Origin of the sequence: Leisingera thetidis, assembly GCF_025857195.1 — a bacterium.
GTDB classification, from domain to species: domain Bacteria; phylum Pseudomonadota; class Alphaproteobacteria; order Rhodobacterales; family Rhodobacteraceae; genus Leisingera; species Leisingera thetidis.
On record NZ_CP109787.1, the window covers coordinates 2,570,049 to 2,595,630 of the forward strand.

At 65.1% G+C, this 25,582-nt stretch carries 21 protein-coding genes; 11 read left to right on the forward strand and 10 right to left on the reverse strand.

From position 1 onward, the window contains the following. Positions 1-31 precede the first annotated feature (31 nt). Positions 32-2,398: a DUF1989 domain-containing protein gene (locus OKQ63_RS12330; protein WP_264210372.1), complete on the forward strand. Its 2,367-nt coding sequence runs from the start codon at positions 32-34 to the stop codon at positions 2,396-2,398. 68 nt (positions 2,399-2,466) lie between these two features. After that, complete coding sequence (locus OKQ63_RS12335) at positions 2,467-3,213, forward strand: response regulator (RefSeq protein WP_264210373.1); 747 nt, start codon at positions 2,467-2,469, stop codon at positions 3,211-3,213. Positions 3,214-3,448: 235 nt separating this feature from the next. Here OKQ63_RS12335 and OKQ63_RS12340 read toward each other — a convergent pair whose 3' ends face one another. Further along, complete coding sequence (locus tag OKQ63_RS12340) at positions 3,449-4,342, reverse strand: LysR substrate-binding domain-containing protein (RefSeq protein ID WP_264210374.1); 894 nt, start codon at positions 4,340-4,342, stop codon at positions 3,449-3,451. Positions 4,343-4,572: 230 nt separating this feature from the next. On the opposite strand from OKQ63_RS12340, the gene OKQ63_RS12345 reads away from it, so the two are divergent. From OKQ63_RS12345 to OKQ63_RS12360, 4 genes are read left to right on the forward strand one after another with little or no spacing between them, the layout of a single operon-like run. Beyond that, positions 4,573-7,002: a GcvT family protein gene (locus tag OKQ63_RS12345; protein ID WP_264210375.1), complete on the forward strand. Its 2,430-nt coding sequence runs from the start codon at positions 4,573-4,575 to the stop codon at positions 7,000-7,002. Positions 7,003-7,028: 26 nt separating this feature from the next. Further along, positions 7,029-8,555 carry a trimethylamine methyltransferase family protein gene (locus tag OKQ63_RS12350; protein ID WP_264210376.1) on the forward strand — a complete coding sequence of 509 codons (1,527 nt, stop codon included), beginning with the start codon at positions 7,029-7,031 and terminating at the stop codon, positions 8,553-8,555. A 55-nt stretch (positions 8,556-8,610) separates the two neighbouring features. Beyond that, positions 8,611-9,633: an Ldh family oxidoreductase gene (locus OKQ63_RS12355; RefSeq protein WP_264210377.1), complete on the forward strand. Its 1,023-nt coding sequence runs from the start codon at positions 8,611-8,613 to the stop codon at positions 9,631-9,633. Continuing rightward, the gene (locus OKQ63_RS12360; protein WP_264210378.1) at positions 9,630-10,868 is read left to right on the forward strand and encodes an NAD(P)/FAD-dependent oxidoreductase; all 1,239 of its coding nucleotides are present in this window, start codon (positions 9,630-9,632) and stop codon (positions 10,866-10,868) included. Before OKQ63_RS12355 ends, OKQ63_RS12360 begins: the two co-directional genes overlap by 4 nt. Before the next feature lie 82 nt (positions 10,869-10,950). Here OKQ63_RS12360 and OKQ63_RS12365 read toward each other — a convergent pair whose 3' ends face one another. From OKQ63_RS12365 to gcvA, 3 genes are all read right to left on the reverse strand, one after another. After that, positions 10,951-13,359 (reverse strand): FAD-dependent oxidoreductase, encoded by a 2,409-nt coding sequence (locus tag OKQ63_RS12365; protein ID WP_264210379.1) that lies wholly within the window; start codon positions 13,357-13,359, stop codon positions 10,951-10,953. 23 nt (positions 13,360-13,382) lie between these two features. Next, a complete protein-coding gene (locus tag OKQ63_RS12370; protein ID WP_264210380.1) occupies positions 13,383-14,936 on the reverse strand; it encodes a trimethylamine methyltransferase family protein in 1,554 nt (517 codons plus the stop codon). A gap of 91 nt (positions 14,937-15,027) precedes the next feature. Then, entirely contained in the window at positions 15,028-15,948 is a 921-nt protein-coding gene (gene gcvA, locus OKQ63_RS12375) for a transcriptional regulator GcvA (RefSeq protein WP_264210381.1), read from the reverse strand. A 219-nt stretch (positions 15,949-16,167) separates the two neighbouring features. Between gcvA and OKQ63_RS26120 the strand changes: the two genes are divergently transcribed. Next, on the forward strand, positions 16,168-16,428 hold the full coding sequence (locus OKQ63_RS26120) for a TetR family transcriptional regulator C-terminal domain-containing protein (RefSeq protein WP_350356309.1): 261 nt from the start codon (positions 16,168-16,170) through the stop codon (positions 16,426-16,428). A 72-nt stretch (positions 16,429-16,500) separates the two neighbouring features. Here OKQ63_RS26120 and efp read toward each other — a convergent pair whose 3' ends face one another. After that, complete coding sequence (gene efp / locus OKQ63_RS12380; protein ID WP_264210382.1) at positions 16,501-17,064, reverse strand: elongation factor P; 564 nt, start codon at positions 17,062-17,064, stop codon at positions 16,501-16,503. Between the two features lie 219 nt (positions 17,065-17,283). Here efp and OKQ63_RS12385 point away from each other — a divergent pair, with 219 nt between their 5' ends. Both OKQ63_RS12385 and OKQ63_RS12390 read left to right on the forward strand, forming a co-directional pair. Next, positions 17,284-17,601, forward strand: coding sequence for a DUF6280 family protein (locus OKQ63_RS12385; protein ID WP_008556013.1), 318 nt, complete (start codon positions 17,284-17,286; stop codon positions 17,599-17,601). Positions 17,602-17,795: 194 nt separating this feature from the next. After that, entirely contained in the window at positions 17,796-19,256 is a 1,461-nt protein-coding gene (locus tag OKQ63_RS12390) for a cobyric acid synthase (protein WP_264210383.1), read from the forward strand. 270 nt (positions 19,257-19,526) lie between these two features. Here the strand turns inward: OKQ63_RS12390 and OKQ63_RS12395 are convergent, their stop codons facing one another. The 4 genes from OKQ63_RS12395 to OKQ63_RS12410 all read right to left on the reverse strand — a co-directional run bounded on the left by OKQ63_RS12395 (position 19,527) and on the right by OKQ63_RS12410 (position 23,409). Then, positions 19,527-20,570, reverse strand: a complete 1,044-nt coding sequence (locus OKQ63_RS12395) for a hypothetical protein (protein WP_264210384.1) — start codon at positions 20,568-20,570, stop codon at positions 19,527-19,529. A gap of 75 nt (positions 20,571-20,645) precedes the next feature. Further along, positions 20,646-22,070: a TolC family outer membrane protein gene (locus OKQ63_RS12400; RefSeq protein WP_264210385.1), complete on the reverse strand. Its 1,425-nt coding sequence runs from the start codon at positions 22,068-22,070 to the stop codon at positions 20,646-20,648. 134 nt (positions 22,071-22,204) lie between these two features. Then, positions 22,205-22,858 carry a protein-L-isoaspartate O-methyltransferase family protein gene (locus tag OKQ63_RS12405; RefSeq protein ID WP_264210386.1) on the reverse strand — a complete coding sequence of 218 codons (654 nt, stop codon included), beginning with the start codon at positions 22,856-22,858 and terminating at the stop codon, positions 22,205-22,207. A 236-nt stretch (positions 22,859-23,094) separates the two neighbouring features. Further along, positions 23,095-23,409: a TraR/DksA family transcriptional regulator gene (locus OKQ63_RS12410; RefSeq protein WP_264210387.1), complete on the reverse strand. Its 315-nt coding sequence runs from the start codon at positions 23,407-23,409 to the stop codon at positions 23,095-23,097. Between the two features lie 236 nt (positions 23,410-23,645). Between OKQ63_RS12410 and OKQ63_RS12415 the strand changes: the two genes are divergently transcribed. After that, a complete protein-coding gene (locus OKQ63_RS12415) occupies positions 23,646-23,783 on the forward strand; it encodes an entericidin A/B family lipoprotein (protein WP_264210388.1) in 138 nt (45 codons plus the stop codon). Positions 23,784-23,842: 59 nt separating this feature from the next. On the opposite strand, the gene OKQ63_RS12420 is transcribed toward OKQ63_RS12415, so the two are convergent. Next, on the reverse strand, positions 23,843-24,100 hold the full coding sequence (locus tag OKQ63_RS12420) for a PA2433 domain-containing protein (protein WP_264210389.1): 258 nt from the start codon (positions 24,098-24,100) through the stop codon (positions 23,843-23,845). A gap of 292 nt (positions 24,101-24,392) precedes the next feature. Between OKQ63_RS12420 and OKQ63_RS12425 the strand changes: the two genes are divergently transcribed. Continuing rightward, on the forward strand, positions 24,393-25,475 hold the full coding sequence (locus tag OKQ63_RS12425; protein WP_264210390.1) for a hypothetical protein: 1,083 nt from the start codon (positions 24,393-24,395) through the stop codon (positions 25,473-25,475). Positions 25,476-25,582 lie beyond the last annotated feature (107 nt).

Below are 25,582 nucleotides of genomic sequence, written 5' to 3' on the forward strand. Positions count from 1 at the left end.
GCCTGCTGCACGCGAATTACGGAGCTGAATCATGGGCCTACCCACAGTGAACACAAGCCGGTGGAACCACCTTGTCGAACCGGGGGTCTCTCTCTGGCAGCAGGGGATCGAACGCGACGAGGTCGCCTCCAGGTCGCTTTCGGCCTGCCGGGTCTTTGCGGGCGATACGCTGCACGTCGTGGCAATCGAGGGCGGACAGCTCTGCGATCTTCTTTTCCTGACCCCGGACGGGCGCCGGGATCCTCATGGCATCAAGGAGATCGAAGGGCAGTCCGGGGCCGCGGTTTTTGAGCAGGGCACGGGCACGCAGCATTACAGCGCCGGGGCGCTTGCCTGGCTGCGCAGTTTCATCAAGCGCAGGCAATTCGATCCGGCGGGACAGGCGGTGCTGCGGCTGTTCGAGACCCAGCCGCATCCCGGGGCGCGCCACAGCTTTTCCATTGCCGAAGACGGTCATTGCCTGTTCGCGGCGCCAAGCCCGGCCATGACAGTTGAAGGAGACCATGCGCCGGCCCGTCTGGAAGTTCTGATCAGGCGGGCCAATCCGGAAACATCCCTGCTGCGCAAACTGCCGGAGCCGCTGGCCGATCCGCTGCAGGACATCCATGTTCCCCACTCCTCTGCCGTCAGCTATGAAGTCAAAGTCGGCGAATTCATCCAGATCATCGACGTCTCAGGCCGGCAATGCTCCGACTTCCAGGCGCTGACGCTGCGGGGGCTGGACCGGGGGCGCGCGCTGGACATTCACCACACCACGACCCGCTCGCTGATGGGGGCAGCCTACCCCGCACCGGGGCTGCACTCCAAATTCTTCAATGTGGACCAGGAGCCGATGTTCGAGGTCATCCGCGACACGGTCGGGCGGCACGATACGTTCGGCCTTGCCTGTTTCGCGCGGTTCTATGAAGAGATGGGCTATCCGGGCCATGTCAACTGCACCGACAATATCAACGCAAGGCTCGCCGCCTATGACGTCGCGCCGCGGGCCGGTTGGGAGGCGGTGAACTTCTTCTTCAACTCCCGGACCGAGCATGACAATGCGCTGTCGTTCGACGAGGCCTGGTCGCGGCCCGGCGACTATGTGCTGCTGCGCGCGCTGACCGATTGCGTCTGCCTGTCCACCTCCTGCCCGAACGACCTTGATCCGGCGAACGGGTGGAACCCGACCGACATCCATGTCCGCACCTACAGCGGCACTGAACTCTTCTCCAAATCCGTGGCGGTAAGAATGACACCCGAAGCCAAACCAGACCTGACACGCCAGTCGCCCTTTCATAGCCGGACCTCTGTCCTGACAGGGGATTACAGCGATTTCGGAGGTGTCTGGCTGCCGGCCAGCTACCGGAACCACGGCACCATCGGCGAATACCATGCCTGCCGCGAGAGGGTTGTCATGATGGATCTCTCCTCCCTGCGGAAGTTCGAGGTCACGGGGCCGGATGCGGAAGACCTGATGAACCTGGCGGTGACCCGCGATGTCCGCAGACTGTCGGCGGGGGAAGTTGTCTATACCGCAATGTGCCACGATACCGGCGGCATGATCGATGACGGAACCCTGTTCCGGATGGGCGACGATCTGTTCCGCTGGGTCTGCGCCGAGGATTATTGCGGGGTCCGGCTGCGCGAGCTTGCCGCAAGAGAAAACTTCAAGGCCTGGGTGAAACCGTCGGCCGGGCAGCTGGCCAATCTGGCGGTCCAGGGCCCGTTCAGCCGCAGGACGCTGGAGAAGATCATCTGGACACGGGATTGCGAGACCCCGTTGGCGGAACTGGGATGTTTCCGGTTCTCGATCGCCCGCCTGCATGGGTTTGACGGCGTCCCGCTGGTGGTGTCGCGCACCGGCTATACCGGCGAGCTGGGCTATGAGGTGTTTTGCCATCACGCAGACGCCCCGGCCGTGTGGGATGCCATTGCCGAGGCCGGGGCGGAGTTCGGCATTGCGCCGTTTGGCACCGATGCCTTGCAGATGGTGCGGATCGAGGCCGGACTTGTGATGGGCCATCATGAGTTCGATGACACGGTCGACCCGTTTGAGGCGGGCATCGGCTTCACGGTTCCCCTTAAGTCCAAAACCGATGATTTTGCCGGAAAGCCGGCGTTGCAGCGCCGCAAGGAGCAGGGCCGTTTCCAGCTGGCCGGGCTGGAACTGGACGGCAATGAGCTGGCCGGCCACGGTGATCCGCTCTTCTCGGGGCGCGCGCAGATCGGGGTGGTGACCAGCTGCACGCGCTCGCCGGTCCTGAAGAAGACCATCGCGCTGTGCCGGATCGAAAAGGACTGCGCGGCTGCGGGCAGCTGTGTTGAGATCGGCAAGCTTGATGGGCACCAGAAGCGACTCAAGGCGCGCATTGTGCCAGTGCCGTTCTATGATCCCGGAAGAACGCGGGTGCGGTCATGACAGCGGGCAGCTGTTGCCAGCGGGAGGGAAGTCTACAATAATCGCTAGGCTTCCAATATGTGAGTTCGATGGCGCCTGACCCGAAAACGATCCTGATAGTTGACGATGACCCCGGCATTTGCGGGCTGCTGAGCGACTATCTCGGAGACCAGGGGTTCCGGGTCCGGTCGTTTCCGACCTGTGCGGGCGCCCGCGGCTTTCTGCGCGAGGATGAAACGGACCTGCTGGTGCTTGACCTGAAACTGCCCGATGAAAACGGGCTGGTCTTTCTGCAGAAGTTCCGCAGGACCACCGAGACGCCCGTCATCATGCTCACCGGTGCCAGTGACGAAGCGGACCGGATTGTCGGCCTGGAACTGGGCGCCGACGACTATGTGACCAAGCCGTTCAGCCCGCGTGAACTGCTGGCACGTGTCCGCGCGGTCCTGCGCCGCGCGTCGCCTGACACAGAGCTGCGAAACACGGCCGGCGGCGGCAATCAGGAAGAGTTTTGCTTCAACGGCTGGACCCTCAAAATCATCGGCAGGAAACTGATCAGCCCCGACGGCACAGAGACCGGCCTGTCCAACAATGAATTCAATCTTCTGCGCGCGTTGTGCCAGAACATGAACGTCCCGATGTCCCGCCAGGAGCTCATCGACTTCAGCAGGGTCAGCGGCGATGAGGTTTTCGACCGCAGCATCGATGTCCTCGTTTGCCGGCTGCGCCAGAAGATCGAACCGGATCCTGCGGTGCCGGTTGCGCTCAAGACCGTCCGCAATGTCGGATATGTGTTATGCGGCGAGCAGCTGCCGGGCGCGGCGGGACAGGTTTGACAGGGCATCGGGAGGTGGATGGCCCTTCGCGGGCGGCTGCCGCTCCCGGCTTCCTGAGAACAGACACCGCAGAACACTGTGCCAGGCGGCATCGAGCAGCCAGTCCCGGCACAGACAGATCAGCGCTCCGTTTGTTCAGGTTCGAAGATGTGCAGCAAGGCTGTCCCTTGGTGGAAAGGAGGCCGCGCATGCTTGCGGACCCTCCCCGCTTCCAGGCTGCCGCGGCAGCGTCCTGCTAGCGCTTTTGGTGCCGGGCGCCGGCCAGCCAGTCAAAAACCAGCAGGGCCCGGTCGGAAGCCTGATTGTGCAGTTTGACATAGAACTCCAGCGGCGCAGAAATCGTTTCTGGCAGCAGCTTGACCAGCTTGCCTGAAGCGACCAGATCCGCGGTCAGCCCTTCCCAGCCGAGCACGGCCCCCATGTCGTCCTGTGCGGCTTGCAGCGCGATGACATAATTGTTGACGCGGTGGGTGGATTTCAGCGGCCCTGAATAGCCCAGGGCCTGGGCCCAGGCGCGCCAGTCCGTGCCGCCGGTTTCCAGCGAATCGAGGTGGATCAACGGGACCTCCGCGATATCGCCGATGCTGCCGATCCGGTGCCGGGAGGCAAAGTGCGGGCTGCACAGTGCCATGATCCGATCCCGGAACAGCACCCTGCAGCGGCCGTTGTCACGGGACATGTCGCCATAATGCAGGCTGAGGTCGCAGTCGCCGGCAGCTCTTTGTGTATCGCTGACGAACTGTGCCACCGAGATATGCTCGTAGCTTTTCCAGAAGTGCGCCAGCCGCGGTGTCAGCCACAGGGAGCTGACGGCGGTGCTGGAGCGGATCGTCACCGAGCTGCGGCCGTGCTGGGCCCGCAGCTGCTCAAATGCATCGCTGATCCCCTCAAACCCCCTTTGCAAGGCGACCAGCAGGTAGGCGCCGCTTTCCGTCAGCTCCACGCCGCGGTGAAAGCGGTTGAACAGGCTGCACTGCAGCTCGCGCTCAAGCGTCTTGATCTGGTGGCTGACCGCGGCGGGGGTGACATTCAGCTCTGCCGCGGCCAGCTTGAAGCTGGTGTTGCGGGCGGCGGCTTCGAAGCTGACCAGGGAGCTCATCCGGGGCAGGTCATAGGGGCGGCTGGGCAAAGCGGGCTTATCCTCCTGCCGGAAATGTTGATTGTTGCATGTCTCTTTTGTTGCCTTTGGGCAAATTCAGCTAAGCCAAGATGAGAATTTTTGCAATTGCCGGCTGCGGGAATGACGCCAGAATGCGGTATCATTGCCCGGGCTCGGGATCAGCACTGGCCGGGCGAGACCGTCAGGAATTCTGCCGCTGCAGCCAAAGCTGCCGGAAACCCGCAAACAGGAGTTGGACTATGAAGTCGCATGCAAAAGTGGTGGTCGTCGGCGGCGGCTGTGTCGGGGCCTCGATACTTTACGGCCTGACCCAGCACGGCTGCAGCGATGCGGTGATGCTGGAGCGCACCACGCTGACCTCGGGCTCCACCTGGCACGCGGCGGGCCTGCTGGTGACTTTTGTGCGCTCGCACAATATCTCGAAGATGACGATGGAAACCATCCGCATCTACGGCGAGGTGGAGAAGAAGCTGGGCACATCCGTCGGGCTGCGCCAGGTCGGCCAGCTGCGGGTGGCCAACACCGAAAAGCGCTGGGACGAGTTCCAGTCCTATATCTCCATCGCCGAGGCCTCAGGCGTGCCCTGCCGCTTGGTGACACCGGAGGAGATCAAGGAGATCCACCCGCTGCTGGCGCAGAACGAAAACATCCGCGGCGGCATCCTGCATGACCAGGACGGCTATGTGAACCCGGCCGACATCACCATGGGGCTGGCCAAGCTGGCGCGCGATCAGGGCGCCACCGTCTATCAGAACACCGAAGCGCAGGGGTATGAGAAGCTGGACAACGGCCACTGGAAGGTGACCACCAGCAAGGGCGATATCACCTGCGAGCATCTGATCTTTGCCACCGGCAACTATGCCCGCGAGAACGCCCGCCGGGTGGGGCTGGATCTGCCCTGCATTCCGATCGTGCACCAGTATTGGACCACCGAAACCGTGCCGCTGCTGAAGGAGCGCCGCGCCGAAGGCCTGCCGGAGTTCCCGATCCTGCGGGATGAGGATTACGGCGCCTATCTGCGCGAGGATGTCGGCGGCTTCCAGTTCGGCCCCTATGAGTTCGAAAAGGACCTCAAGCTGTTTGCCGAGGACAAGGTGCCCGCAGATTTCGGCGCCGACCTGCTGCCCGAGGATTTCGAGGCGGTGGAAACCCAGTGGGAGCGCGCGCTGGAGCGGGTGCCTGCCTTAGGCGAAGTGGGCATCAAGGCCAACACCCGCGGCCCCTTCCAGATGACCCCGGACGAGCTGCCCTTGTGCGGTCCGGCGCCGGGGCATGACAATCTGTGGCTGGCCGAGGGCGTGCCCGGCGGCATCCTGTGGGGCGGCACCATGGGCGAGCGACTGGCGCGCTGGATTGTTGACGGCCATCCCGGCATCGACATGTCCGAAATCGACCCGCGCCGGTTTGGCGATTATGCCTCCAAGCGCTGGACCATGGACAAGGTGCGCGAGACCTGGGGCACCCATATGGACGCCCATGTTCCGGGCGAGGATCTTCCGGGGGCCCGGCCGATGAAGACCATGCCGTCTTATGACCTGCTGACAGCACAGGGCGCCGTCTGGACCACCTTCAACGGCTACGAGTTCCCGCGCTGGTTTGCCAGATCGCCGGAGGAGGCGATCCCCGAGCACAGTTTCCGCCGCACTGATCACATGGAGCTGGTGCAGGAAGAGGTGCGGGTGACGCGCGAGGAAGCGGGCTTCATCGAGATGTCGCCGATGACCAAGTTCACCGTGCGCGGCCCCGGCGCCGCCAAATGGCTGGACGGGATCATGGCCAACAAGCTGCCCAAGGCTGGCCGCATGACCCTCGCCGTGGCGCTGAACCCGCAGGGCGGCATGGAGGGCGAATACACCATCGTCCGCTATGGCGAAAACGACTTCTACCTGGTCTCGACCCCGAACGGACAGGTCTACAACTGGGATTATCTGTCGCGCCTCATGCCGGATGACGGTTCGGTGGTAATGGAGGATATCTCGGAACAGCTGGGGGTGATTGCCCTAGCCGGTCCGAAGTCCCGCGGGATCCTGCAGCAGCTGACCGACAATGACCTGTCGAACGAGGCCTTCCCCTGGCTCAGCGCGCAGATGGGCGAGGTCGGCTATGCCAAGGGCGTCCACCTCTTGCGCGTCAGCTACACAGGCGAGCTGGGCTGGGAGCTGCATCACCCCGTCGGCTACAACCGGCATCTGGTTGATCTGCTGCTGAAGGCCGGGGTCAAACCCTTTGGCCTGGAGGCGCTGGAATCGATGCGGCTGGAGAAATCCTACCGCGCGATCAACCGCGAGATCTGCAAGGACATGACCCCCTTCGAGGCCGGTCTGGACCGTTTTGTGGCACTGGAGGGGCGGCAGTTCATCGGCCGCGACGCGCTGCTGAGGCAGAAGGAAGCGGGCGGCTACAGCACGCTGGTCACCCTGAAGCTGCCGTTCGGCGATACCTCGGTGCTGGCGGATGAGGGCGTCTACAAGGACGGGGCACTCATCGGGCGGGTCACCTCGGGCGGGTTCTCCTACTACTGCAACCACGACATCGCAATGGCGCTGGTGCCGCAGGAATACACCGCCGAAGGCACGTCCATGCAGGTGATGGTCCACAACGAAATGCGCGACGCCGAGGTGATCGGCATCTGCGCCGTCGATCCAACCAGCGCACGCGCCCGGGCCTGATCCCGGCCGCCCCTTAGGAGCTGAACATGACGGAACTGAAAACACGGGCGCCGCGCGGCGCCCGGGGCGGACGGGCTGCGCGCGTCAAGGCCCGCACCAACCCGGCCCCGGTCTACCTGCCCGCGCTGAACCGCCAGGTCGGCCCCATTGACCTGCTGGGCCCGGAAGGGGTGGACAGGATCCACAATGCGGCGATGACGATCCTGGAAACCACCGGCATCGAATTCCGCGATCCGGTCGCCCTGGCCGGCTGGAAACGCGCGGGCGCCGATGTGCGGGGCGCGCGGGTCCGCATTGGCCGCGACATGCTGATGGAGCTGATCTCCTCGGTGCCGTCGGAATGGGCCTATGCCGCGCGCAACCCGGAGCGCTCGCTGCGGGTGGGCAACCGGCATTCGGTCTTTGCCAACGCCTATGGCGCGCCGTTCGTCTATGACCTGGAGGGCAAGCGGCGCCCCTCGAGGCTGGAAGATGCGCATAACTTCTTCAAGATGAGCCAGATGAGCCAGTCGATGATGGTTCCGGGCATCCTGCCGGTGGAGCCGCAGGACGTGCCGGTGCCGCAGCGCCATCTGGAGCTGGTGCATGCGGCGCTGACGCTGACCGACAAGCCGGTCAAGGGGGCGGTGCAGTCGGAACAGGCGGCGCGCGACACGGTGGAGATGGTGCGCATCGTCTTTGGCGGGGAATTTGTCGACAGCAACGTGGTGCTGGCGGCGCTCCTGAACTGCAACACGCCGCTGGTCTGGGACGAAACCATGCTGCAGTCCTTGCGGGTCTATGCGGCTGCCAACCAGCCCTGCCTGCTGTCGCCCTTTGTCCTTGCCGGCGCCTCGGCCCCGGCCAGCCCGCAGGGCGGCGTGGCGCTGCTGATCGCGGAAAGCCTGGCAGGCATGGCCTACAGCCAGATCATCCGCCGCGGCGCGCCGATGGTGCTGGGGGTGGCGATCATGGGGGTGTCGATGAAGACCGGCGCGCCGATGATGGGCTCGCCCGAGCCGGGGCTGATGAACCTGCTGGTGGGTCAGATGGCCCGGTTCTACGGCGTGCCGTGGCGCACCTGCACCATGTGGACCGGGTCGAAATCGCCGGACATGCAGGCCGGTTTCGACACCGCCAATACCATGTGGCCGGTGCTCTTGGGCGGCGCCAATTACATCGTGCACTCGGCCGGCTTTCTGGAAGGGGCGCTGGGGGTCAGTTACTCAAAATGGGTGCAGGACACCCTGCAGCTGGAGAACTTCCACCGCTTCTTTTCAGGCCTTCAAGAGGAAAACCTGGACGCGCTGCTGGCAGATATCGAGGCCATTGGCCCTGGCGGCCATTTCCTGGGCACCGATCACACCCGCGAGAACCCGATGCACATGAACCCGCTGCAGAACAACGACAGTTTCGAGCAATGGGAAGCGGAAGGCGCCAAGACCGCGGACCTGGTGGGCCGCGAGGAGGCCCGGCGGATGCTGGACACCTACGTGCAGCCGCCGATGCCGGATGATCAGCGCGGCGCGCTGGATGAATTTGTTGCCAAGAAGCGCGCGTTGCACCAAGCCTGACACTGCGGGCGCCACGGCGCCCTTTTGACCCGACACAAGGACAGGATCCGAGCCGATGACCACACGTTCGACAAAACCGCTCTCACTCGCCGAAGTGCGGGATTTGGCAAAATCCGTCCTTGTGACCGCGGGCATGGATGACCGGGGCAGCGATGTCATCGCCGATATCGTCACCCGGTCCGAACGCGACGGCCCGCGCAGCCACGGGCTGCGGATGCTGCCGGTCTATGCGCAAAGCTTCACCTCCGGCTATGCCAATGGCGCCGCGGCGCCCTCGGTCGAAAAGATCGCGCCGGGCGTGCTGCGCGGTGACGGCGACAATGGCTATTACCAGATTGCGGCCGCCGCCGCGCGGGATGAACTCATTGCCCTGGCGCGTGAGAACGGCATTGCCGCCTTTACCTGCGCCAATTGCCACCACCTGGGCGGGCTGCGGTTTGACACCGAGCCGCTGGCCGAGGCCGGGCTGGTGGCGCTGGCGGTGATCAACTCGCTGTCGATGGTGGTGCCGCAGGGCGGCGTGCGCCCGGTGTTCGGCACCAACCCGATGTCCTTTGCCTGCCCGCGCGAGGGCGCGGCACCTGTGGTCTGGGACCAGGCGGCCTCGATGGTGGCGCTGATGGATATCCGCATGGCCGCCGCCGAGGGCCACGAGCTGCCCCGGGCTGCCGGGCTGGATCCGGACGGCAACCCCAGCACCGACCCCGAGGCGATCCTGGAAACCCGCAGCCTGCTGCCGTTCGGCGAGCACAAGGGCGCGGCGATTGCCTTCATGATCGAGGTGCTGGGCGCGGCGCTGGCGGGCGGCACGCTGTCGGTCGACAACCAGGAGCGCGAGTCCTTTGGCGCGCTCAACATCAAGGGCGGCGCCACCCTGATCGCGATTGACCCGAGCCGCTTTGGCAATGCGGCTTTTGGCGGCTACATCACCCGCATCTGCGCCGAGATCGAGGGCAATGGCGCCGCCCGCGTTCCGGGTGACGGACGGCTGAAGAAACGCGCGGCAGCGGAAGCCGAGGGTGTCGCGGTCAGCACTGAGCTTCTAGCCCAGCTCGATGCGCTGGCGGCGCCCGCGTGAAACGGGTGGTGATTGCCGGCGGCGGCGTTGCCGGCATTTCCTGCGCGCTGGCGCTGCAGGCGGATGGCCACAGCGTCACCGTGCTGGAGCCTGGCCCGGCTGGCGAGGGCGCAAGCTGGGCGTCCTGCGGCTGCATCGCGGTGGGGGAGATCGTGCCGCTGTCGCAGCCGGGCCTGCTGATGAAGGTGCCGGGCTGGCTGCTGGACCCGGAGGCGCCGCTGTCGCTGCGGCCCGCCAGCGTGCCGGGGCTGCTGCCCTGGCTTGCCCGTTTCACCGCCAATGCGCGGCCGTCGCGGATGCGGGCGATTGCCGCCGACCTGGCCCGGCTGACCTTTGCCGCCACCGCGGATGTCAGGGCGCAGCTGGCGGATGCCGGCGCCCCGGAGCTGCTGGTGGAGCGGCCGGTGATCAAGCTGTTCGACGGCGAACGCGACAAGGCCACCATGGGCGCGGCCTTTGGCCTGGCGCGGGAGCTGGGCTGCACCATCGACGAAATCAGCGGCCGGGAGGCGCAGGAGATGGAGCCCGCCATCGCCGCCGGCTTCAAATATGCCGCGGTGCTGCGGGACTGGAGCTTTGTGGCCGATCCCAAGCGGCTGGTGGAAACGCTGCTGCAGGTGTTTGCGCAGCGCGGCGGCACGGTGCTGCCGCTGGCCTGCGCGGGGTTCGAGCGCGACGGCGCGCGGGTCACGGCCGTCCGGGCGGCGGACGGGCGGCGGCTGGCCGCCGACGAGGTGGTGATCGCGGCAGGCAGCCAGTCCAGGGGGCTGGCCCGGCAGCTGGGCATCCGGCTGCAGCTGGAAGGGCTGATGGGCTATTCGACCGGTCTGCAGGATGCCGGGGTGGAATTGAAGCACACGGTTTTCTACCCGGCGGGCGGCTTCGGCATCACGCCTTACGAGCGGGAACTGGCGGTGGCCGGCACGGTGGAATTTGCCGGTCTTGCCGCCGCGCCGGACTGGCGCCGGGCGGATGTGCTGGTCAATCGCGCCCGCCGGGTGCTGCCGGGGCTGCAGGCCGGCACGCGCAGACGGCGCATGGGGCGCCGCCCGTTCACCCCCGACACCCGCCCGATCATCGGCAGAACGTCGAAACTGGCCAATGTCTCCTTCGCCACCGGCCACGGCCAGCTGGGGCTGACGCTTGCCGCCACCACCGGGCGCCTGGTCGCAGATGCCATAGCAGGGCGGCGGCCGGACCAGGACATCGGAGCCTTCAGTCCGGACAGGTTTTAGGGCCGCCCCGGATCCCCCTCACCGGCGGACCAGGCAGCGCGCAGAGTTTTCACCGCGCGCCTGTTCCGGGAGCTGCGCCGGTTCATGCCTTCTGGCGTTCGTTGGCGGGGTCCCAAACCGGGGCGTCAAGCAGGGTAAAGGCCTTGCGTTCGCCCAGGATAACCACCTCCAGCCCTGCGGCAGCCGCCGGATCGACATAGGCGAAGCCGAGGCTCTTGCCTGTGGCATGGCCGTAGCCGCCCGAGGTGCAGACACCCACCACCCTGTCCCCTTGCATCACCGGCTCGCCGCCGTAGATGTCGCAATCGGTTGCGGCGGCCTCGCCATAGACCAATTTGGCGGCGATGCCCTGCTGTCGGACCGTTTCAGTTGCCGCACGGCCTTGAAACTCTCCTTTTTCCGGGGCGTAAAAGCGGGTGCTGCCGGCCTCGATCAGGGTGATTTCGTTGGTCAGTTCCGTGTTCATGCCGTGATAGGCCTTTTCCATGCGCAGGCTGTTCACCGCATGGACGCCGAAATCGGAAATGCCGTGCGGTTCGCCAGCCTCCCGGACGGCAGCGTAGAGTTCCGCCAGCCGGGTCATCGGCGCGTGCAGTTCCCAGCCCAGTTCGCCCACATAGTTCACGCGCAGGGCGCGCAGGGCGACGCCCGCGATGGTGATCTCCTGCCCCGACAGCCAGCGGAAGGAGGGCGTGGAAAGATCCGCCCCGGTCAGGGGCTGCAGCACGTCGCGCGCCTTGGGGCCGGCCACCACCAGGATGCCGAAATCATCGGTCACATTGGTCACTGTCACGCCGTTTCCGGCAACGCTGAGATGATCGCGCGCCTGCAGTTCGGCGCCCGCGCCGGTCAGCACATAGAAGCGGTCATCGGCGAGACGGGTAATGGTCCATTCACCGATGATCCGGCCATTGCCGGACAGGACATGGGTCAGGGTGATACCGCCCTGTTTCTTCGGCAGCTTGTTGGCTGTCAGACGGTCCAGCAGCGCTTCCGCTTCCGGCCCGGTCACGTCGAATTTGGCAAAGCTCGACAGGTCGCAGATGCCCACGCGCTCGCGCACCGCCCGGCATTCCCCGGCCACGATGGCGAAGGTATTGTTGCGCCGGAACTGCAGGTCTTCGGCAAAGCCCTCGGGCGCGAAATACTTCGGGCGCTCCCAGCCGAAGACCTGGGAATAAACCGCGCCCCTGGCCTTGAGCGGCTCATAGAGCGGCGTCGTGCGCACCTTGCGGCCGGCGGCGGCCTCGCGGCCCGGCAGCGGAGTCACGAACATCTCGTGATAATCCTCGAAGCTCTTGGCGCGGGTGTAGGCCTGATCGGCAAAACCGCCGAAGCGGCGCGGATCGACGCAGGCCATGTTGATCTCGCTGTCGCCGTGCACCATCCATTGCGCCAGGTATTTGCCGACGCCCGCGCCCTGCGCGATGCCGATGGACGAGCCGCAGCACTGCCAGAAATTGCGCAGCCCAGGCGCGGGCCCGGCCAGCGGATTGCCATCAGGCGTGTGCGGAATTGCGCCGTTGATGATGCGCTTGATCCCGGCCTCGGCAAAGATCGGCATCCGCTCGAAGGCCTGTTCCAGCCAGGGCGCGATCCGGTCGATATCGCCTTCGAACAGTTCGTTCTCGCTGTCCCATTCGGGGCAGCCGCCGCGATGGTCCCAGGCTTCCCTGGCGCCGTAGTGCTCATAGATGCCGACCAGGCCGGATTTCTGCTCCTGACGGTAATATCCGGCGGTGGCCGGGTCGCGCATCACCGGCAGTTCGCCATCCCAGGTCTTGAACGCGTCCAGCGCCTCGGTCACCAGGTAGTGGTGCTCCATATTGGTGATCGGCGTATCCAGCCCGACCCACAGGCCGACCTCGCGGGCGTAGCAGCCCCCGGCATTGACCACATGTTCGCAGGTGATGCTGCCGTGTTCGGTCACCACTTCCCATTCGCCCGAAGGCAACTGGCTGATACCCGTCACCCGGTTGCGGCGGATGATCGTGGCGCCCATCTGCCGCGCGCCGGCAGCCATGGCGTTGCAGGCGCTCGACGGATCCACATGGCCGTCCATATTGGTCCAGGCCCCGGCCAGAATGCCGTCTGTTTCGAGCCAGGGGTTCAGCTCCTTGATCCGGTCGGGGCCGATGACCTCCATGTGGAAGCCGACATTGGCCGAGAACCCGGCGACGTAATTGAACCAGTCCACCTCTTGCTGCGTGGTGGCCAGCCGGATGCCGCCGCAGCCATGCCAGCCGGCGGGCTGGCCGGTGATCTCCTCCAGCCGCGGGTAGAGCGTGTTGGAATAGTGGTGGATCTTGGCCATGTTGTAATTGCCGATGAAGCTGGGGCACTGGCCTGCCGCGTGCCAGGTCGAGCCGGAGGTCAGCTCTCCCTTTTCGATCAGCACCACGTCTTTCCAGCCCTCTTCGGCGAGGTGATAGGCGAGGCCCACCCCCATCATGCCGCCGCCGACGATCACCACTTTTGCATGAGACTGCATGACGGAATCCTTTCCTGCTTGGCTCACCAGACGCCGTTGCCGCCGGACATCCGGCCGCGGGGCAGAATGATGTTGAAATTCTCGCGCAGCTGCCGGTCCAGGGCTTCGGGGATGTGGCGGGGGTAGTGGTCCGCCAGGATCGTTTGCACCTTGTCCCGCGCCACTTCGCGCGCGTCGCGGGCGCCGGCGTCCTCCCATTCGCTGATGCTGCGGCGGTCGGCGATCTCCGGGTAAAGGTAGTCGGTCTTCATCCGGTTGAATGTCTGCGGGTGGCCAAGGTAATGGCCTTCGCCCAGCACAACGCCGCGGATCACGTCGAAACTGAGCGTGTCCTCGCTGACTTCGACACCCCTGACCGTGCGCAGGATGGCGCCGATCAGATCGTTGTCCAGCACGTAGCTCTCAAAGCTGGTGCCCATCAGGCTGCCCTGCATGCCCGCGCATTCGTGAATCATCGAGGCCCCGGCATGGGCGGCGAGCGAAATGGTGTAGCCCTTCTCTCCGCCCGCCTGCATGTCCGGCAGCTTGCTGTCGGTCATCCCCGCAGGGACCGAATTCGGCAGGTCGTAGAAACCGGCCATCTGCGCGCAGGCGGCAGACAGCAGCGCCTGCTCGCCCGACCCGCCCGACATCGCGCCGGTGCGCAGGTCGCTGACAAAGGGCCAGGTGGCAAAGATGCCCCGGCAGTCCGGGTCGATGATGTTGCACAAAATCAATCCGGCCAGAACCTCGGCACAGGCCTGCGCCACGGCCCCGGCCAGGGCGGCAGGCGCGGTTGCCCCGGCCTGGCCCGCAGCCACGAGCAGGATCGGCATTCCCGCCTCCACCGCCGCCTCCAGCGCGTCGCAGCTTTCGGTCGCAAAGCGCATCGGCGGCACCACGTGGCAGCAGACGGCAGTGCAGAAGGGACGTTCGCGGAACTTGCCGTCGCCGCCCGCCACCGCGTCCAGCATCGGCATCACTGCGCGGACACTGGCGCTGTCGGTATAGCTGACGGCGATGGATTTCGCGGTGCCCGACAGGCAGGCGTAGGTGGTGTTGATATCCAGATCGAGGATCGTATGCGCATCCCGCGCCACGACCGAGCGGTGATACCAGTGGATATTGTCCATCCGGTCCACCAGCCGCGCGATATCATAAAGGTCGGCGACGGTGCTTTCGCGGTACTTGCCGCTGTGGAAATCCATAATCGTCGGCGCCGCGCCGCCGGTGCCCGCATGCACGCGCTTGCCGCCGATTTCGATGTCATGCGCCGGGTCGATGCCGTGCAGGGTGAACTTGCGCCTCGTGCGGGCAATCACATCCTCGACCAATGCGCGCGGAAAGCGCAGGCGGCCCGCATCGTCCACCCGGCAGCCCGCCGCGACGGCGCGCGCCTCAAGGCTGGGAGTGACCTGGCTGAGACCCAGATCCGCCAGAAGCCGCAGCACCAGCTCGTGGATCCGCTCCATCTCTGACTGGCTGAGGGGCCGGTACCGCCCGCCAACCATTCCCGGGCTGACAGGGGATGCCGCGGGGGCGGCTTCGGGCTTGGCGCGGCCCCGGCGGTTCGGTTTTCGAATGGCGGTTGCAGGCATGAGCGACCTCGTGGCGTTTCCTGAGGTCCAATAAGCGGCGAATCGGCGGCTCTCTCAAACGATCATATTGAATGCAACGCATTCCCGCAGATCATGCGAAACCTTCGCCAGATTCGCATTCTTCCATCATCCACTTCAGGAAGGCGGTAATCTCCGGCTGCGCCACCTTGTCCTGCAATGCGCCGATGTAATAGCTGTGCCGGGTTTCCAGCGGCAAATCCAATGGGCAGACCAGTTGCCCGCTTTCCAGCATTTCGTCGGTGATATAGCTCCACCCCAAAGCAACCCCGCGCCCGGCCTCCGCCCCCTGCAGCACCATCGGATAGCTGTTCAGCCGGATGCCGCGGCGGACCGGCTGGCCGGTGACACCCTGCCGCGCCAGCCACACCTGCCAGTCAACGGCGCCCCAAATGCTGCCGCCGCCATCGAGATGCAGCAGCGTCTGATCGAGCAGATCGGCGGGGCGGCGCAAATTGGGATGATCGCGCAGATAGGCAGGGCTGCAGACCGGATAGACCTTCTCGGCAAACAGCTTCCGGGCTTCAACGCCCTGCCAGGCGTTTTCGCCATAAAGCACGGCGACATCCGCCTCCTCTCGTGTCAGGTCGACCGCCTGGTCTGTCGCCAGAACGCGCAGGTCTATGTCCGGGTGGCGTTCGGAAAACCGTTCCAGCCGGGGCATCAGCCAGTAATAGGAGAAGGCAACCGAGGCCGCGACCGTGATCTGGGGCGCCTCGCTGGTCACACGCAGCTCAGTCACGCAGCGCCCGATTTCATCCAGCCCCCGCGTCACCGCATCAAACAGCTGCCGCCCCTCAGGCGTCAACTCGATGGCGCGGTGCTTGCGCAGGAACAAGGGGCGGCCGAGCGCGGCCTCCAGAGCCTTGATCTGCCGGCTGACCGCGCTTTGCGTCAGGCATAATTCGTCGGCAGCGGCGGTGAAGCTCATCCGCCGGGACACGGCCTCAAACGTGTGAAGCTGCGACAAAGCCGGCAAGGCGTATTTTCTCAATCGCAGCTCCTTTGAACCAATGGAACGGGAATAAACCTGTCGCTCGAAGAATTGCACGGCCTTGGGATAGCTTGTCCAGATCCAAGACGTCCCCGCACACGGCGGCCTGCGGGTTTTGGGATGCACTGTCTGCTTTGATCATGACAGGATTGGCCTGATGCGGAGGAGCCCCCCGCCCCGCCGGCGTTTGCGCGGTTGGAATTGATCCACCGCAGACGGATGCAGTCGATCTTGCGCTATGACCTGAAGCGCGTTCCGGACACGGAACGCCCCCCGGCGGTTGCGTCCGGTATTCGATCACTGATGGATGGTCCATGGCCCCGCAAGGCGCCCCTTGGAGAAGGCCGATCGCCTCAGGCGGCGCAACAGACGATGCGGCGGCACATCCAGTGTCAGGCCGCCCGGCAGCATCCGGCGTTTCAGACCATCCGGCCGGCTGTCCGGTGCTGCTGGTGCAGGCGCAGCCGGTTCATGCTTTGACACGCGCCCGCATAAGAAAAGCCCCGCGCAGTGCTGCACGGGGCGTTCTGTTTGGTGCTGACCTGTGCGGGATTACGCCCGCTCGGAGTATTCCATGGTCTCGGTGTTGACCACGATCATCTCGTCCTGGCCGACAAACGGCGGCACCATCACCTTGACGCCGTTGTCCAGGATCGCGGGCTTGAACGAGTTTGCCGCGGTCTGGCCTTTGACAACCGGCTCGGTCTCGACGATCTTGCAGGTCACTTTCTGCGGCACGGTCGCGTTCAGCGCCTCGCTTTCGTAGAATTCCACCACGATGATCATGCCGTCCTGCAGGAACGGGCGGCGGTCGCCCAGAAGGTCCGCGGGCAGTTCAATCTGCTCGTAGGTTTCGGCGTCCATGAACACCAGCATGCCGTCGCTCTCGTAGAGGAACTGCTGGTCCTTCTGCTCCAGCCGGACGCGCTCCACCTTGTCCGCCGAGCGGAACCGCTCATTGAGCTTGGAGCCGTTGCGCAGGTTGCGCATCTCGACCTGGGCAAAGGCGCCGCCCTTGCCGGGTTTGACGTGATCGACTTTCACCGCTGCCCAAAGGCCGCCATTATGTTCCAGAACATTGCCGGGACGGATTTCGTTGCCGTTGATCTTGGGCATGGGAAAATGCCTTTCAGATGGTTGTTGAAAACTTGCAAGACCCTATATCTGGCAGGCAGAACGCTGGCAAGACAAGGATATGGTATGGAGACTGGGCGGATAAGCTATGCGCAATTTGCATGAAAGCTATGCATCTGCGGGCTATCCGAATCGTCACAATTCCGCCATAAGCAGCGCTACGCCGAAAATTGCAATAGCAAGAACAACAAGGGATACGAGATGCGAGATTTCGTAGACGGCACCGCTTATAACAACGAGCAAGGCAACCGCGCCCGCAAACTCTTTGCCGCTGTTGTCCTGGCCGCACTGGATGATGCCATCGCCGATGACAAGAAATACGGCAATGGCCCGGAACAGATCGCCCGCTGGGCACGCTCGCGCGATGGCCGCGAAGTGCTGTCCTGTGCCGGGATCGACCCCAATGAGCGGGTGGTCGAAGGGCTGATGGACTTTGTCGGCCGCGGGGTGCGGACCTCGGTCGCGCTGTCGCGCGAAGAAAGCGAACGCCGCAATGCCGCACAGGCAGAAGCCGCCTAAGGGCTGCTGCCTGCAGTGCTGAAAAGCGCGTCCCTTTGGGGCGCGTTTTTCTTTGCGCGCCCTGCTTTCCGCAGGGTCAAGCCGTCGCTCGGCGGCCGCCGGCTGGCGGTTCCGGCACAGCGCTTATGGACGGCGCGGCCTAACCTGCTATGCAGGCCTGCACAGGCAGGCGCAGGCAGGGAGCTGGCAGCAAGATGACACGGGCGCGTTCGATCATGATCCAGGGCACCGGCAGCAATGTCGGCAAGTCGCTCATTGTGGCGGGGCTGGCGCGCGCCTATGTGCGGCGCGGCCTGAAGGTGGCGCCGTTCAAGCCGCAGAACATGTCGAACAACGCCGCGGTCACGCCGGAGGGCGGCGAGATCGGCCGCGCCCAGGCGCTGCAGGCGCGCGCCGCCATGCGGCCGCCCCATACCGACATGAACCCGGTGCTGCTGAAGCCCGAGACCGACACCGGCGCCCAGGTGATCGTGCAGGGCAAACGCCGCGGCACGCAAGGCGCCGGGTCGTTCCTGCGCGACAAATCGGGCCTGCTGGAGGCGGCGCTGGAGAGCTACCGGCGGCTGGCGGCGGATGCCGATCTGGTGCTGATCGAGGGCGCGGGATCGCCGGCCGAGACCAACCTGCGCAAGAACGACATCGCCAACATGGGCTTTGCCTGCGCCGCAGGGGTCCCGGTGGTGATTGCCGGCGACATCCACCGCGGCGGGGTGATTGCCCAGATCGTCGGCACCCATGCGGTGCTTGAACGCGATGACCTGGAGCGGGTCGCGGGCTTCATGGTGAACCGGTTCCGCGGCGACCTCAGCCTGTTCGATGGCGGCCGCGACGACATAGCCGCGCGCACCGGCTGGCCCTGCCTCGGCGTGGTGCCGTGGTTCTGGGATGCCTGGAAACTGCCGGCCGAGGACATGATGGACATTGCCTCGCACCAGGGCGGCGCCTGCAAGGTGGTGGTGCCGCAGCTGGAGCGGATGGCGAATTTCGATGACCTCGACCCGCTGGCGGCAGAGCCGGAAGTGACGGTGGAGATCGTGCCGCCCGGCCGCGCGCTGCCCGGCGATGCCGGTCTGGTCATCCTGCCCGGCAGCAAGTCGACCATCGGCGATCTGGCCTATCTGCGCCGCCAGGGCTGGGACATTGATATCCTGGCGCATCACCGGCGCGGCGGCCATGTGCTGGGGCTGTGCGGCGGCTACCAGATGCTGGGCCGGACCATCGACGATCCCGAGGGCGTCGACGGGCGTCCCGGCAAGGTGGACGGTCTTGGCCTGTTGGACGTGCACACGGTGATGGCGGGGGAAAAGCGCGTCACCCTGACCGAAGCGGTGACCCGCGCGGGCGGCCTGCCGGTCAGCGGCTATGAGATCCACATGGGCCGCACGACAGGCGCGGACTGCACCCGCGCCTGGCTGGACATCGACGGGCGGCCCGAGGGCGCGGCCTCGGCAGACGGGCGGGTGAAGGGCTCCTATCTGCACGGGCTGTTTTCCTCGGACGCGTTCCGCGCCAGCGTGCTGGACGCCTTGGGGCACGCAAGCCAGGCTGGATACGAGGACGGTGTCGAGGCAACGCTGGACGCGCTGGCGGATCATCTGGAGCGCTACATGGATCTGGACCGGCTGCTGGCGCTGTCCCGGCCCGTGCAGCTCTGACCCGGCAGCAGGCAGGCAGGGCCTCCCGCGCCCGCAGCCTGCCCTGGCCAGGGCCAGAACCGTCTGCGGTCTTGGGCCCGGCGCCGCGCAAAGCGCGGCGCCGGGCCCAACTGGCAAGCGGCTTTCAAAGCCGCGCGCCGGGCGGGAGCTGCCCCGCCCCCCCATCAGCAGAGACGGAAAAAGGCGCGCCTGCCAGCGCGCCTTCTTGTCCGTGTCTTCCTGATCCTGCCTACCTGATCGTGCCGGAACCGGCCTGTCCTGCAGCCGGTGTCAGAGCAGATCATGCGCGGCCAGAGCGCGTTGGATCTCCCGGCGCACCAGCTTGCGCACGTTGCGGGTGATGCGTTCCCCGAGCGGACCCTGAAGCTCCTCGCGCACGATACTGGCGACAAGATCGCGCAGGCCGTCCTCATCAAGATAGCTGTCGCCGGAGTCCGCCAGCGTCTCCAGCGCCGCGCCGGCAATGGCGGCCTCCGCCAGGGATGCGGTGTCCGCCTCCTCCGCCCCGGCTGTCTTGCCGCCCGAAGCGGCGCGGCGGGCAGGCAGCGGTTCGTCGCGCCATTCAATGGTATCGGCACCGCTGGCGGCAAAGGGGGCCTCGGTTTGGCTGTCGGGCTCCCAGTGCTGCTCCACGCGGTCCTGCGAGCGGGAGGTGCGGGCCTCCAGTTCGGCAATCTTGCGCACCACCGAAGCGGCCCGCGATCCTGCCGTGCCCGAAACATAATCCTTTGCAGGGCTTCCCCAGTCCGGGCCGTCCCCCGGCTGCTTTGCCTCCGCTGCCGCGGCAAACAATGTGGCATCCGGATCGCCCCAAGGCGCTTCCGCCGCGGCAACCTCCGGTTCAGCCGTGTCCGATCCGGCCGGATCCGTTCCAGCCTGTGCCGCTTCCGGCACGGCGTCCGCTGGTCCGCCATCCTGCGCGGGTCCGGCCGGCGGCAAAGAACTGCGGTGGCGGAAGGCAATCGGCGGCTCTTCGGCCAGGATTGCGAAGCTGTCCGCTGGCCCGGCATCTTCGGCAGCAGGCGCATCCGCAGCGGCACCGCCGGGCTCAGCCGGCGCTGCCTGCTCCGCCTCGCCGGGAACCGGAGTCGCGCGCCCTGCCCCGCCAGCCTGCGGCGCATCGCCAGCCGGCGCATCGTCAGCCGGCGGATAGCTGTCGCGGGATTCGGGGGCCTGCACCCGCAGGGCCGGCGTCAGGACCAGCCGTGCCGCCGGTTCAGGCGCTGCAGACTCGCCACGGTTGTCATCACTCACCAAGCGGCGGATCGAGGACAATACATCTTCAATCTCGGCATGGGTAACTGGGTCGGACATTTTCTGAACCACTCTTGCCTCTTAAGACAGAGTGTAGCCGCCTTCCCGCCACCGCACAACCGATAGGATGAATTCTCAGTTCCGCCCCAAGGCCTTGAGAACACGGTCCAGATCCTTGCCGCGCTTGCTGTGCTGCGCAGGCGCGTTCCGCACCAGGTTGTAGTAGAGCGAGGGGTCGTAGATCTCCACCGCCAGCCCCAGATGCTCTGCTGTCAGGAGCCCTTGCGCCTGCAGCAGCTGGTAGGCGGCAGTGGCCTGGTTGGCCCGTGCGTTGACCTGTTCGGTCTGGGCGTCGAGATACTCCTGCTCGGCCTGCAGCACATCCAATGTGGTCCGGGCGCCGAGGGTGGCCTCCTCGCGGATGCCGTCAAAGGCCACTTTGGACGCGCGCACCCGCTCGCCGGAGGAAATCAGGCTGACACGGGCCGTTTCGACGTTGAAATAGGCCGCGCTGACGCTCTGGCGGACTGAACGCTGCGTGTTGATCAGGGAGCCGCGTTCGGCATCGGCGCTGGCGATTGCGCGGCGCCGGGTCGCTGCATTGAGCCCGCCGGCATAGAGGTCCTGCGTCAGGAGGATTGAAGCCGCGGCATCGGTATCGGTCCCGGTGCTGTCGTTGATATTCTCACTCAGCCCGGCGGTGGCGCGGAAGCTTACGGTTGGACCCAACGCCTGGGTTGCGGCCTGCACCAGATAGTCAGCGGATTTGACCGAATGCTGCTGGCCGACCAGGTCCGGCTGATTCCGCGCCGCAATCGACTGGGCCTGGTCGATCGACACCGCCCGCGACGGCAGCCTGGGCTGGCCCGCAATTGCCCCCGGCGCGTGGCCGACGACCTGCAAATAGGTGGCACGGGCGGTCAGCAGCGTGCCTTCGGCATCCGTCAGGTTGGCGCGGGCCGCCGCCACCCGGCTTTCCGCCAGGGCGACATCGGTGCGGGTGACTTCCCCCACCTCGAACCGGTCCTGGGCCGCTTTCATCTCCTCCTGCAGCAGACGCAGGTTGTTGCGGCGCAATGCGACATTCTCCTGCCCCTGCAGCACCCCCACATACGCCTGCACGGCAGCAAAGAGCACCGACTGCTCGATGCTGAGCAGCTGCTGGCGCGCCGCCAGCACAAGCTCCTGCGCGGCCTGCTTGCGCAGCCGGGTCTCACCGCCGTCGTACAGCAGCTGGGTGAGCTGCAGCTGGGTACTGAGATCGTTGTCGGAGAACTCATTGAAGTTGCCGACCTGGTTGACGCCGCGGCTGTAGGCGTGGCTGGCCGTGATCGTCCATTGGATCAGCGGACGCAGACGGGAGACGGCAATGGCCACATCCTCGTCCGCGGCCCGCAGCAGCGCCCGGTTCTGCTCCAGCAGGCCGCTGGTCTTGTAGGCGCCGATCATCGCATCGGACAGGTTGTCCGCCGCCGCCTTCAGCGGCATCAGAGCCGTGGCGGCCACGCCGCCGGCAAACACAAAAGCCTTGAACACACTCGCCGGAAATTTCATTCGCATCGGTTGCCTTATCTTTTGCCGCGCCGCCAGCCGCGGTGAGTTGTCCCTGTCCAGGCGCCCGTTTCTGCCAGCGCCCGGCCTCTCCCCTTCCTGCGCGGCTGCACTCTGTCAGCCGCTGCGCCCGGCCTGTCCGGTCAGAGCGCGAATTCCTGTGCCTTGGCAAAGCCCGGCAGAACCGGCGCACCGGCATTGAAGGCGAACCGCCAGGACACCTGGCCGCCGCTCTTGTAGCCGATCTTCACCTCGCCCAGCGACCCGGTCAGCATCAGCGCCGCAATCCGGCCGCCATCCTTGAGCTGCGCCAGCAGCCCTGCGGGCAGGTCCTCGGCACCGCCCTGCACCAGGATCACGTCATAGGGCCCATGCTCTGCCGCCCCCTCCGCCAGCGGGCCAGTGTGGACAATCGCATTGTCCGCGCCGGTCTCCGACAGCAGCCCCTGCGCATCAGCCGCCATGTCCTCGTCTTCCTCGACGCCGATCACCATCTGCGCCACCCGGGCCGCAACCGCCGTGGAATACCCCAGCCCGCACGCCACATCGAGCACCAGCTCGTCGCTCTGGATATCCACCGCATCCAGCATCTTGGCCAGGGTCCGCGGCTCCAGCATCACCCGGCCGCCGCCGAGGTCTGCATTCTGGTCCGCATAGGCCGCTTCGCGCTGCGCGTCCGGCACGAACTGCTCGCGCGGAACCGCCAGCATGGCCTCGATGATCGGGTATTTCGTGACATCCGACGGACGGACCTGTGTATCCACCATCATGCGGCGGCGTTCGGCGAAATCTGGCATCTGCTAAACTCATTTGTTCAGTCGGTCAGGCAGGTTGTGGCATATCCGGGCCGGCACGGCAACGGGGCCTTTGCGCGAATGCCTAAAGTAGTGCAGCGCTGCAGCGGGACAACTGGCTTTGCCCCCGCCCCGCAAAAAAGCCAGCGGGCTGGCGGCCCGCCGGCTTTTGCGAAACGCAGGATGCATCGATGCCGGAACAACGGCCCCGGAAGACCCGGGCGGCGCGGCGTGCGCCGCTACAGCGCGCAGCTCCGGCAGAACGGCGAGGCCGGGCGCTGGTCCAGCCAGTCGTCGGCAATGTCATCGCCGCAGATCCGGCAATAGCCGTAAGACCCTTCGCGCAGCCGCGCCAGGGCCGCATCGATGCGGCGCAGCTCGTCCAGGCTGGCCTTGGCGGGCATGGTTATCGAACCGGCGCCCGCACGGCCTGCCCTGCGCTGCGGGGAGGAGCCCATCCGCGCCGCGTCCGGCGCCAGCCCGGCATTGGCGAGCGTTCCGGCCAGCTGCATCCGGCGCATTTCAAGCGTTTGTTTTCTGGTGGAAAAGTTCATATCACATGCCCTCCAGTTCCAATTTCCGCACAGGTTACCGTGACGACAAAGGTACAACGTTGATCAATATCAAGGTACTCGCGATTTTCGGGGATTGCACTACCTTATAAGTTGCAAATTTCTGGTAAATGCTCCGTCCTCCGCCGCGCCGCCGCTGCAAATCCGCTGGCCTGCGCCCGGGCGGCTTGCTAGATACTGCGGCAAAAGCCCTGGGCAGATATGAGGAGCCTTCGACGATGATCCGGATTTTTGCGCTGGCGCTGATGCTGCTGGGCCTGGCCGCCTGTGAAACCGCCAAGGGCGCGGGCCGCGACATTTCCAAGGCCGGCCAGGCGATCAGCGGCGCGGCGCAGGACGTGCAGGACGCGCTGTAAGCGGACCGATTTTTCAAGTCTGGAACGCCCGGCCAGCTGCCGGGCGTTTTCTGTTTGCGTTACTCGATGCCCAGCATCGCCTTGGCTTCAGCCAGGGTCTCGACCGAGGCGTCATGGTCGCCGCTGTCATGCAGCGCCTGGCCCTCGTCGCGCAGTTCCTGGACCGTTGCCAGATCCTCTTCCGACAGCGAGGTGCCCGCCTCCACCGCCGCGTCTATGGCAGCGATGTCCGACGGGCATTGCCCGGCAAAGGCCGGGGCTGCAAGCAGGCACAGCGCTGCAGCCAGGGTGGTGAATTTAACTGTTTGGATTGTCATGGCGCCATCCTCCTAAAGTGTGGCTGGGCGGAAGATAGCACGGGCGCGGCGAATTCTCAGCAGCGATTGGCGGGTGCTTACAAAACCGGCGGAGAAAGGCGCATGGTTTTGGCACTAAACGCCGTTGCCATTTGGCTTATTGGAGCCTTTCAACTTGCCTCACGGCTGAAAGCGGCGCGGTTGAAGCAGAATAGACCCGTGCGCCAAATTCTGGTATCGTAATTAGGTACTTCCACAGCTTCATCCATTCGGTTCGGCGCGAATAACAACTGCGTGCGCGGAGGTTTATAACATGTCACACGAAGATGATATTCCCGTCAAAACTTACGAACAGACCAGTAAACGTTCTAGGGACTACGTAATTGCGGCAGCTGGTATTTTTGCTTTGCTTGTTGCAACCCCAAGCTTTTTGACGGAACCGTTCGAACTTACCGCATGGGTTTGGGTCACGTTGGTTGCTGGAGCCATCGCGCTGATCTTGAGCCTCCTTATGAACGCGCTTGCAAACCACTTCGTGAATTGCGCCCTGCGGGACGAACCTGTGTCCGGCAAGAGTCTGTTTTACTGGCTCCAAAACCTCTCAACAGTTTCCCTCATAGTAGCCGGGGTCAGTTATGCCGTGTTTGTAGGAGCCAATCTGACGGATCGCCTAAAGCCGGTTCTCGGACCGATAGACATCCAAGTTTCTGAATCCGCCGTTCAACCTGGAGGCCATCTGCAATTCCGCGTCATTGGGAGCAAACTCCCGGACGACGTTGAATTCAGGTGGGAGGCGAGCAGCGGGAAACTGCTGGACGAGGATGAGCAGACAGTAGAGTGGGAGGCTCCGGACAAATTCGAGGGCCGCAACAAAACAGTCAAAGTTTCTGTGACGGTCACAACCGCCTATGACGCGAAAACACAAAGCACGAATATAATCGTTAAGAAGCCTGTTCAAAAAACGGAGACGGACAGCAGCTCCGGCGGCCCGAATTCCGAAGCCTCGCTCAAGATCCTCCGCAAAGATATCAGCGTTGAGAACGTCTGCAATTCGATCGCCTCCGGCTTGGTGCCTATCGGGACGGGATCTACGCCCGGTGTTGTTGCCGAACTCACGGCACGCTACCCGACCGCGAAGCAATCCTCCGATCCGGTCATGGCAGCGGCTGAAACGGCCTGCAGGGATATATCCACTTGGATCGATTCCAGCGATAACTTCACTGAGGAAACCATCCGCTTGCTCTTTGCCAAGCAGGAAATAGACCGTCTCATCGAAACCGCCAATCTCAGAGGCTGGCTGCAAGGCAGGCGGTCCAGCGATACTTGTTGCGACATCAAGATTATCAAGATCCCAGGGTTCAATTGCACAACCGCAACTCCGCCCTGCAAGTACTAGCGTTTCGGGTCGTTTGCCCTGCTCGCGCCGGGTTGCTCCTTTTGCTGCAGGACGCAAGGGCACCTCAGCCGCAGAACGCCGGGGTGCGGGCACGCAATTGGCTGCGC

What these genes read in the sequence shown, in the direction of transcription:
- OKQ63_RS12335 (WP_264210373.1), top strand. Translation starts at nt 2,467, where the DNA reads ATGGCGCCTGACCCGAAAACGATCCTGATAGTTGACGATGACCCCGGC.
- OKQ63_RS12390 (WP_264210383.1), top strand. Translation starts at nt 17,796, where the DNA reads ATGACACGGGCGCGTTCGATCATGATCCAGGGCACCGGCAGCAATGTC.
- OKQ63_RS12395 (WP_264210384.1), bottom strand. Translation starts at nt 20,570, where the DNA reads ATGTCCGACCCAGTTACCCATGCCGAGATTGAAGATGTATTGTCCTCG.
- OKQ63_RS12420 (WP_264210389.1), bottom strand. Translation starts at nt 24,100, where the DNA reads ATGACAATCCAAACAGTTAAATTCACCACCCTGGCTGCAGCGCTGTGC.
- OKQ63_RS12415 (WP_264210388.1), top strand. Translation starts at nt 23,646, where the DNA reads ATGATCCGGATTTTTGCGCTGGCGCTGATGCTGCTGGGCCTGGCCGCC.
- OKQ63_RS12405 (WP_264210386.1), bottom strand. Translation starts at nt 22,858, where the DNA reads ATGCCAGATTTCGCCGAACGCCGCCGCATGATGGTGGATACACAGGTC.
- OKQ63_RS12330 (WP_264210372.1), top strand. Translation starts at nt 32, where the DNA reads ATGGGCCTACCCACAGTGAACACAAGCCGGTGGAACCACCTTGTCGAA.
- OKQ63_RS12385 (WP_008556013.1), top strand. Translation starts at nt 17,284, where the DNA reads ATGCGAGATTTCGTAGACGGCACCGCTTATAACAACGAGCAAGGCAAC.
- OKQ63_RS12345 (WP_264210375.1), top strand. Translation starts at nt 4,573, where the DNA reads ATGAAGTCGCATGCAAAAGTGGTGGTCGTCGGCGGCGGCTGTGTCGGG.
- OKQ63_RS12410 (WP_264210387.1), bottom strand. Translation starts at nt 23,409, where the DNA reads ATGAACTTTTCCACCAGAAAACAAACGCTTGAAATGCGCCGGATGCAG.
- OKQ63_RS12400 (WP_264210385.1), bottom strand. Translation starts at nt 22,070, where the DNA reads ATGCGAATGAAATTTCCGGCGAGTGTGTTCAAGGCTTTTGTGTTTGCC.
- OKQ63_RS12350 (WP_264210376.1), top strand. Translation starts at nt 7,029, where the DNA reads ATGACGGAACTGAAAACACGGGCGCCGCGCGGCGCCCGGGGCGGACGG.
- OKQ63_RS12425 (WP_264210390.1), top strand. Translation starts at nt 24,393, where the DNA reads ATGTCACACGAAGATGATATTCCCGTCAAAACTTACGAACAGACCAGT.
- OKQ63_RS26120 (WP_350356309.1), top strand. Translation starts at nt 16,168, where the DNA reads ATGCAGTCGATCTTGCGCTATGACCTGAAGCGCGTTCCGGACACGGAA.
- efp (WP_264210382.1), bottom strand. Translation starts at nt 17,064, where the DNA reads ATGCCCAAGATCAACGGCAACGAAATCCGTCCCGGCAATGTTCTGGAA.
- OKQ63_RS12365 (WP_264210379.1), bottom strand. Translation starts at nt 13,359, where the DNA reads ATGCAGTCTCATGCAAAAGTGGTGATCGTCGGCGGCGGCATGATGGGG.
- OKQ63_RS12355 (WP_264210377.1), top strand. Translation starts at nt 8,611, where the DNA reads ATGACCACACGTTCGACAAAACCGCTCTCACTCGCCGAAGTGCGGGAT.
- OKQ63_RS12370 (WP_264210380.1), bottom strand. Translation starts at nt 14,936, where the DNA reads ATGCCTGCAACCGCCATTCGAAAACCGAACCGCCGGGGCCGCGCCAAG.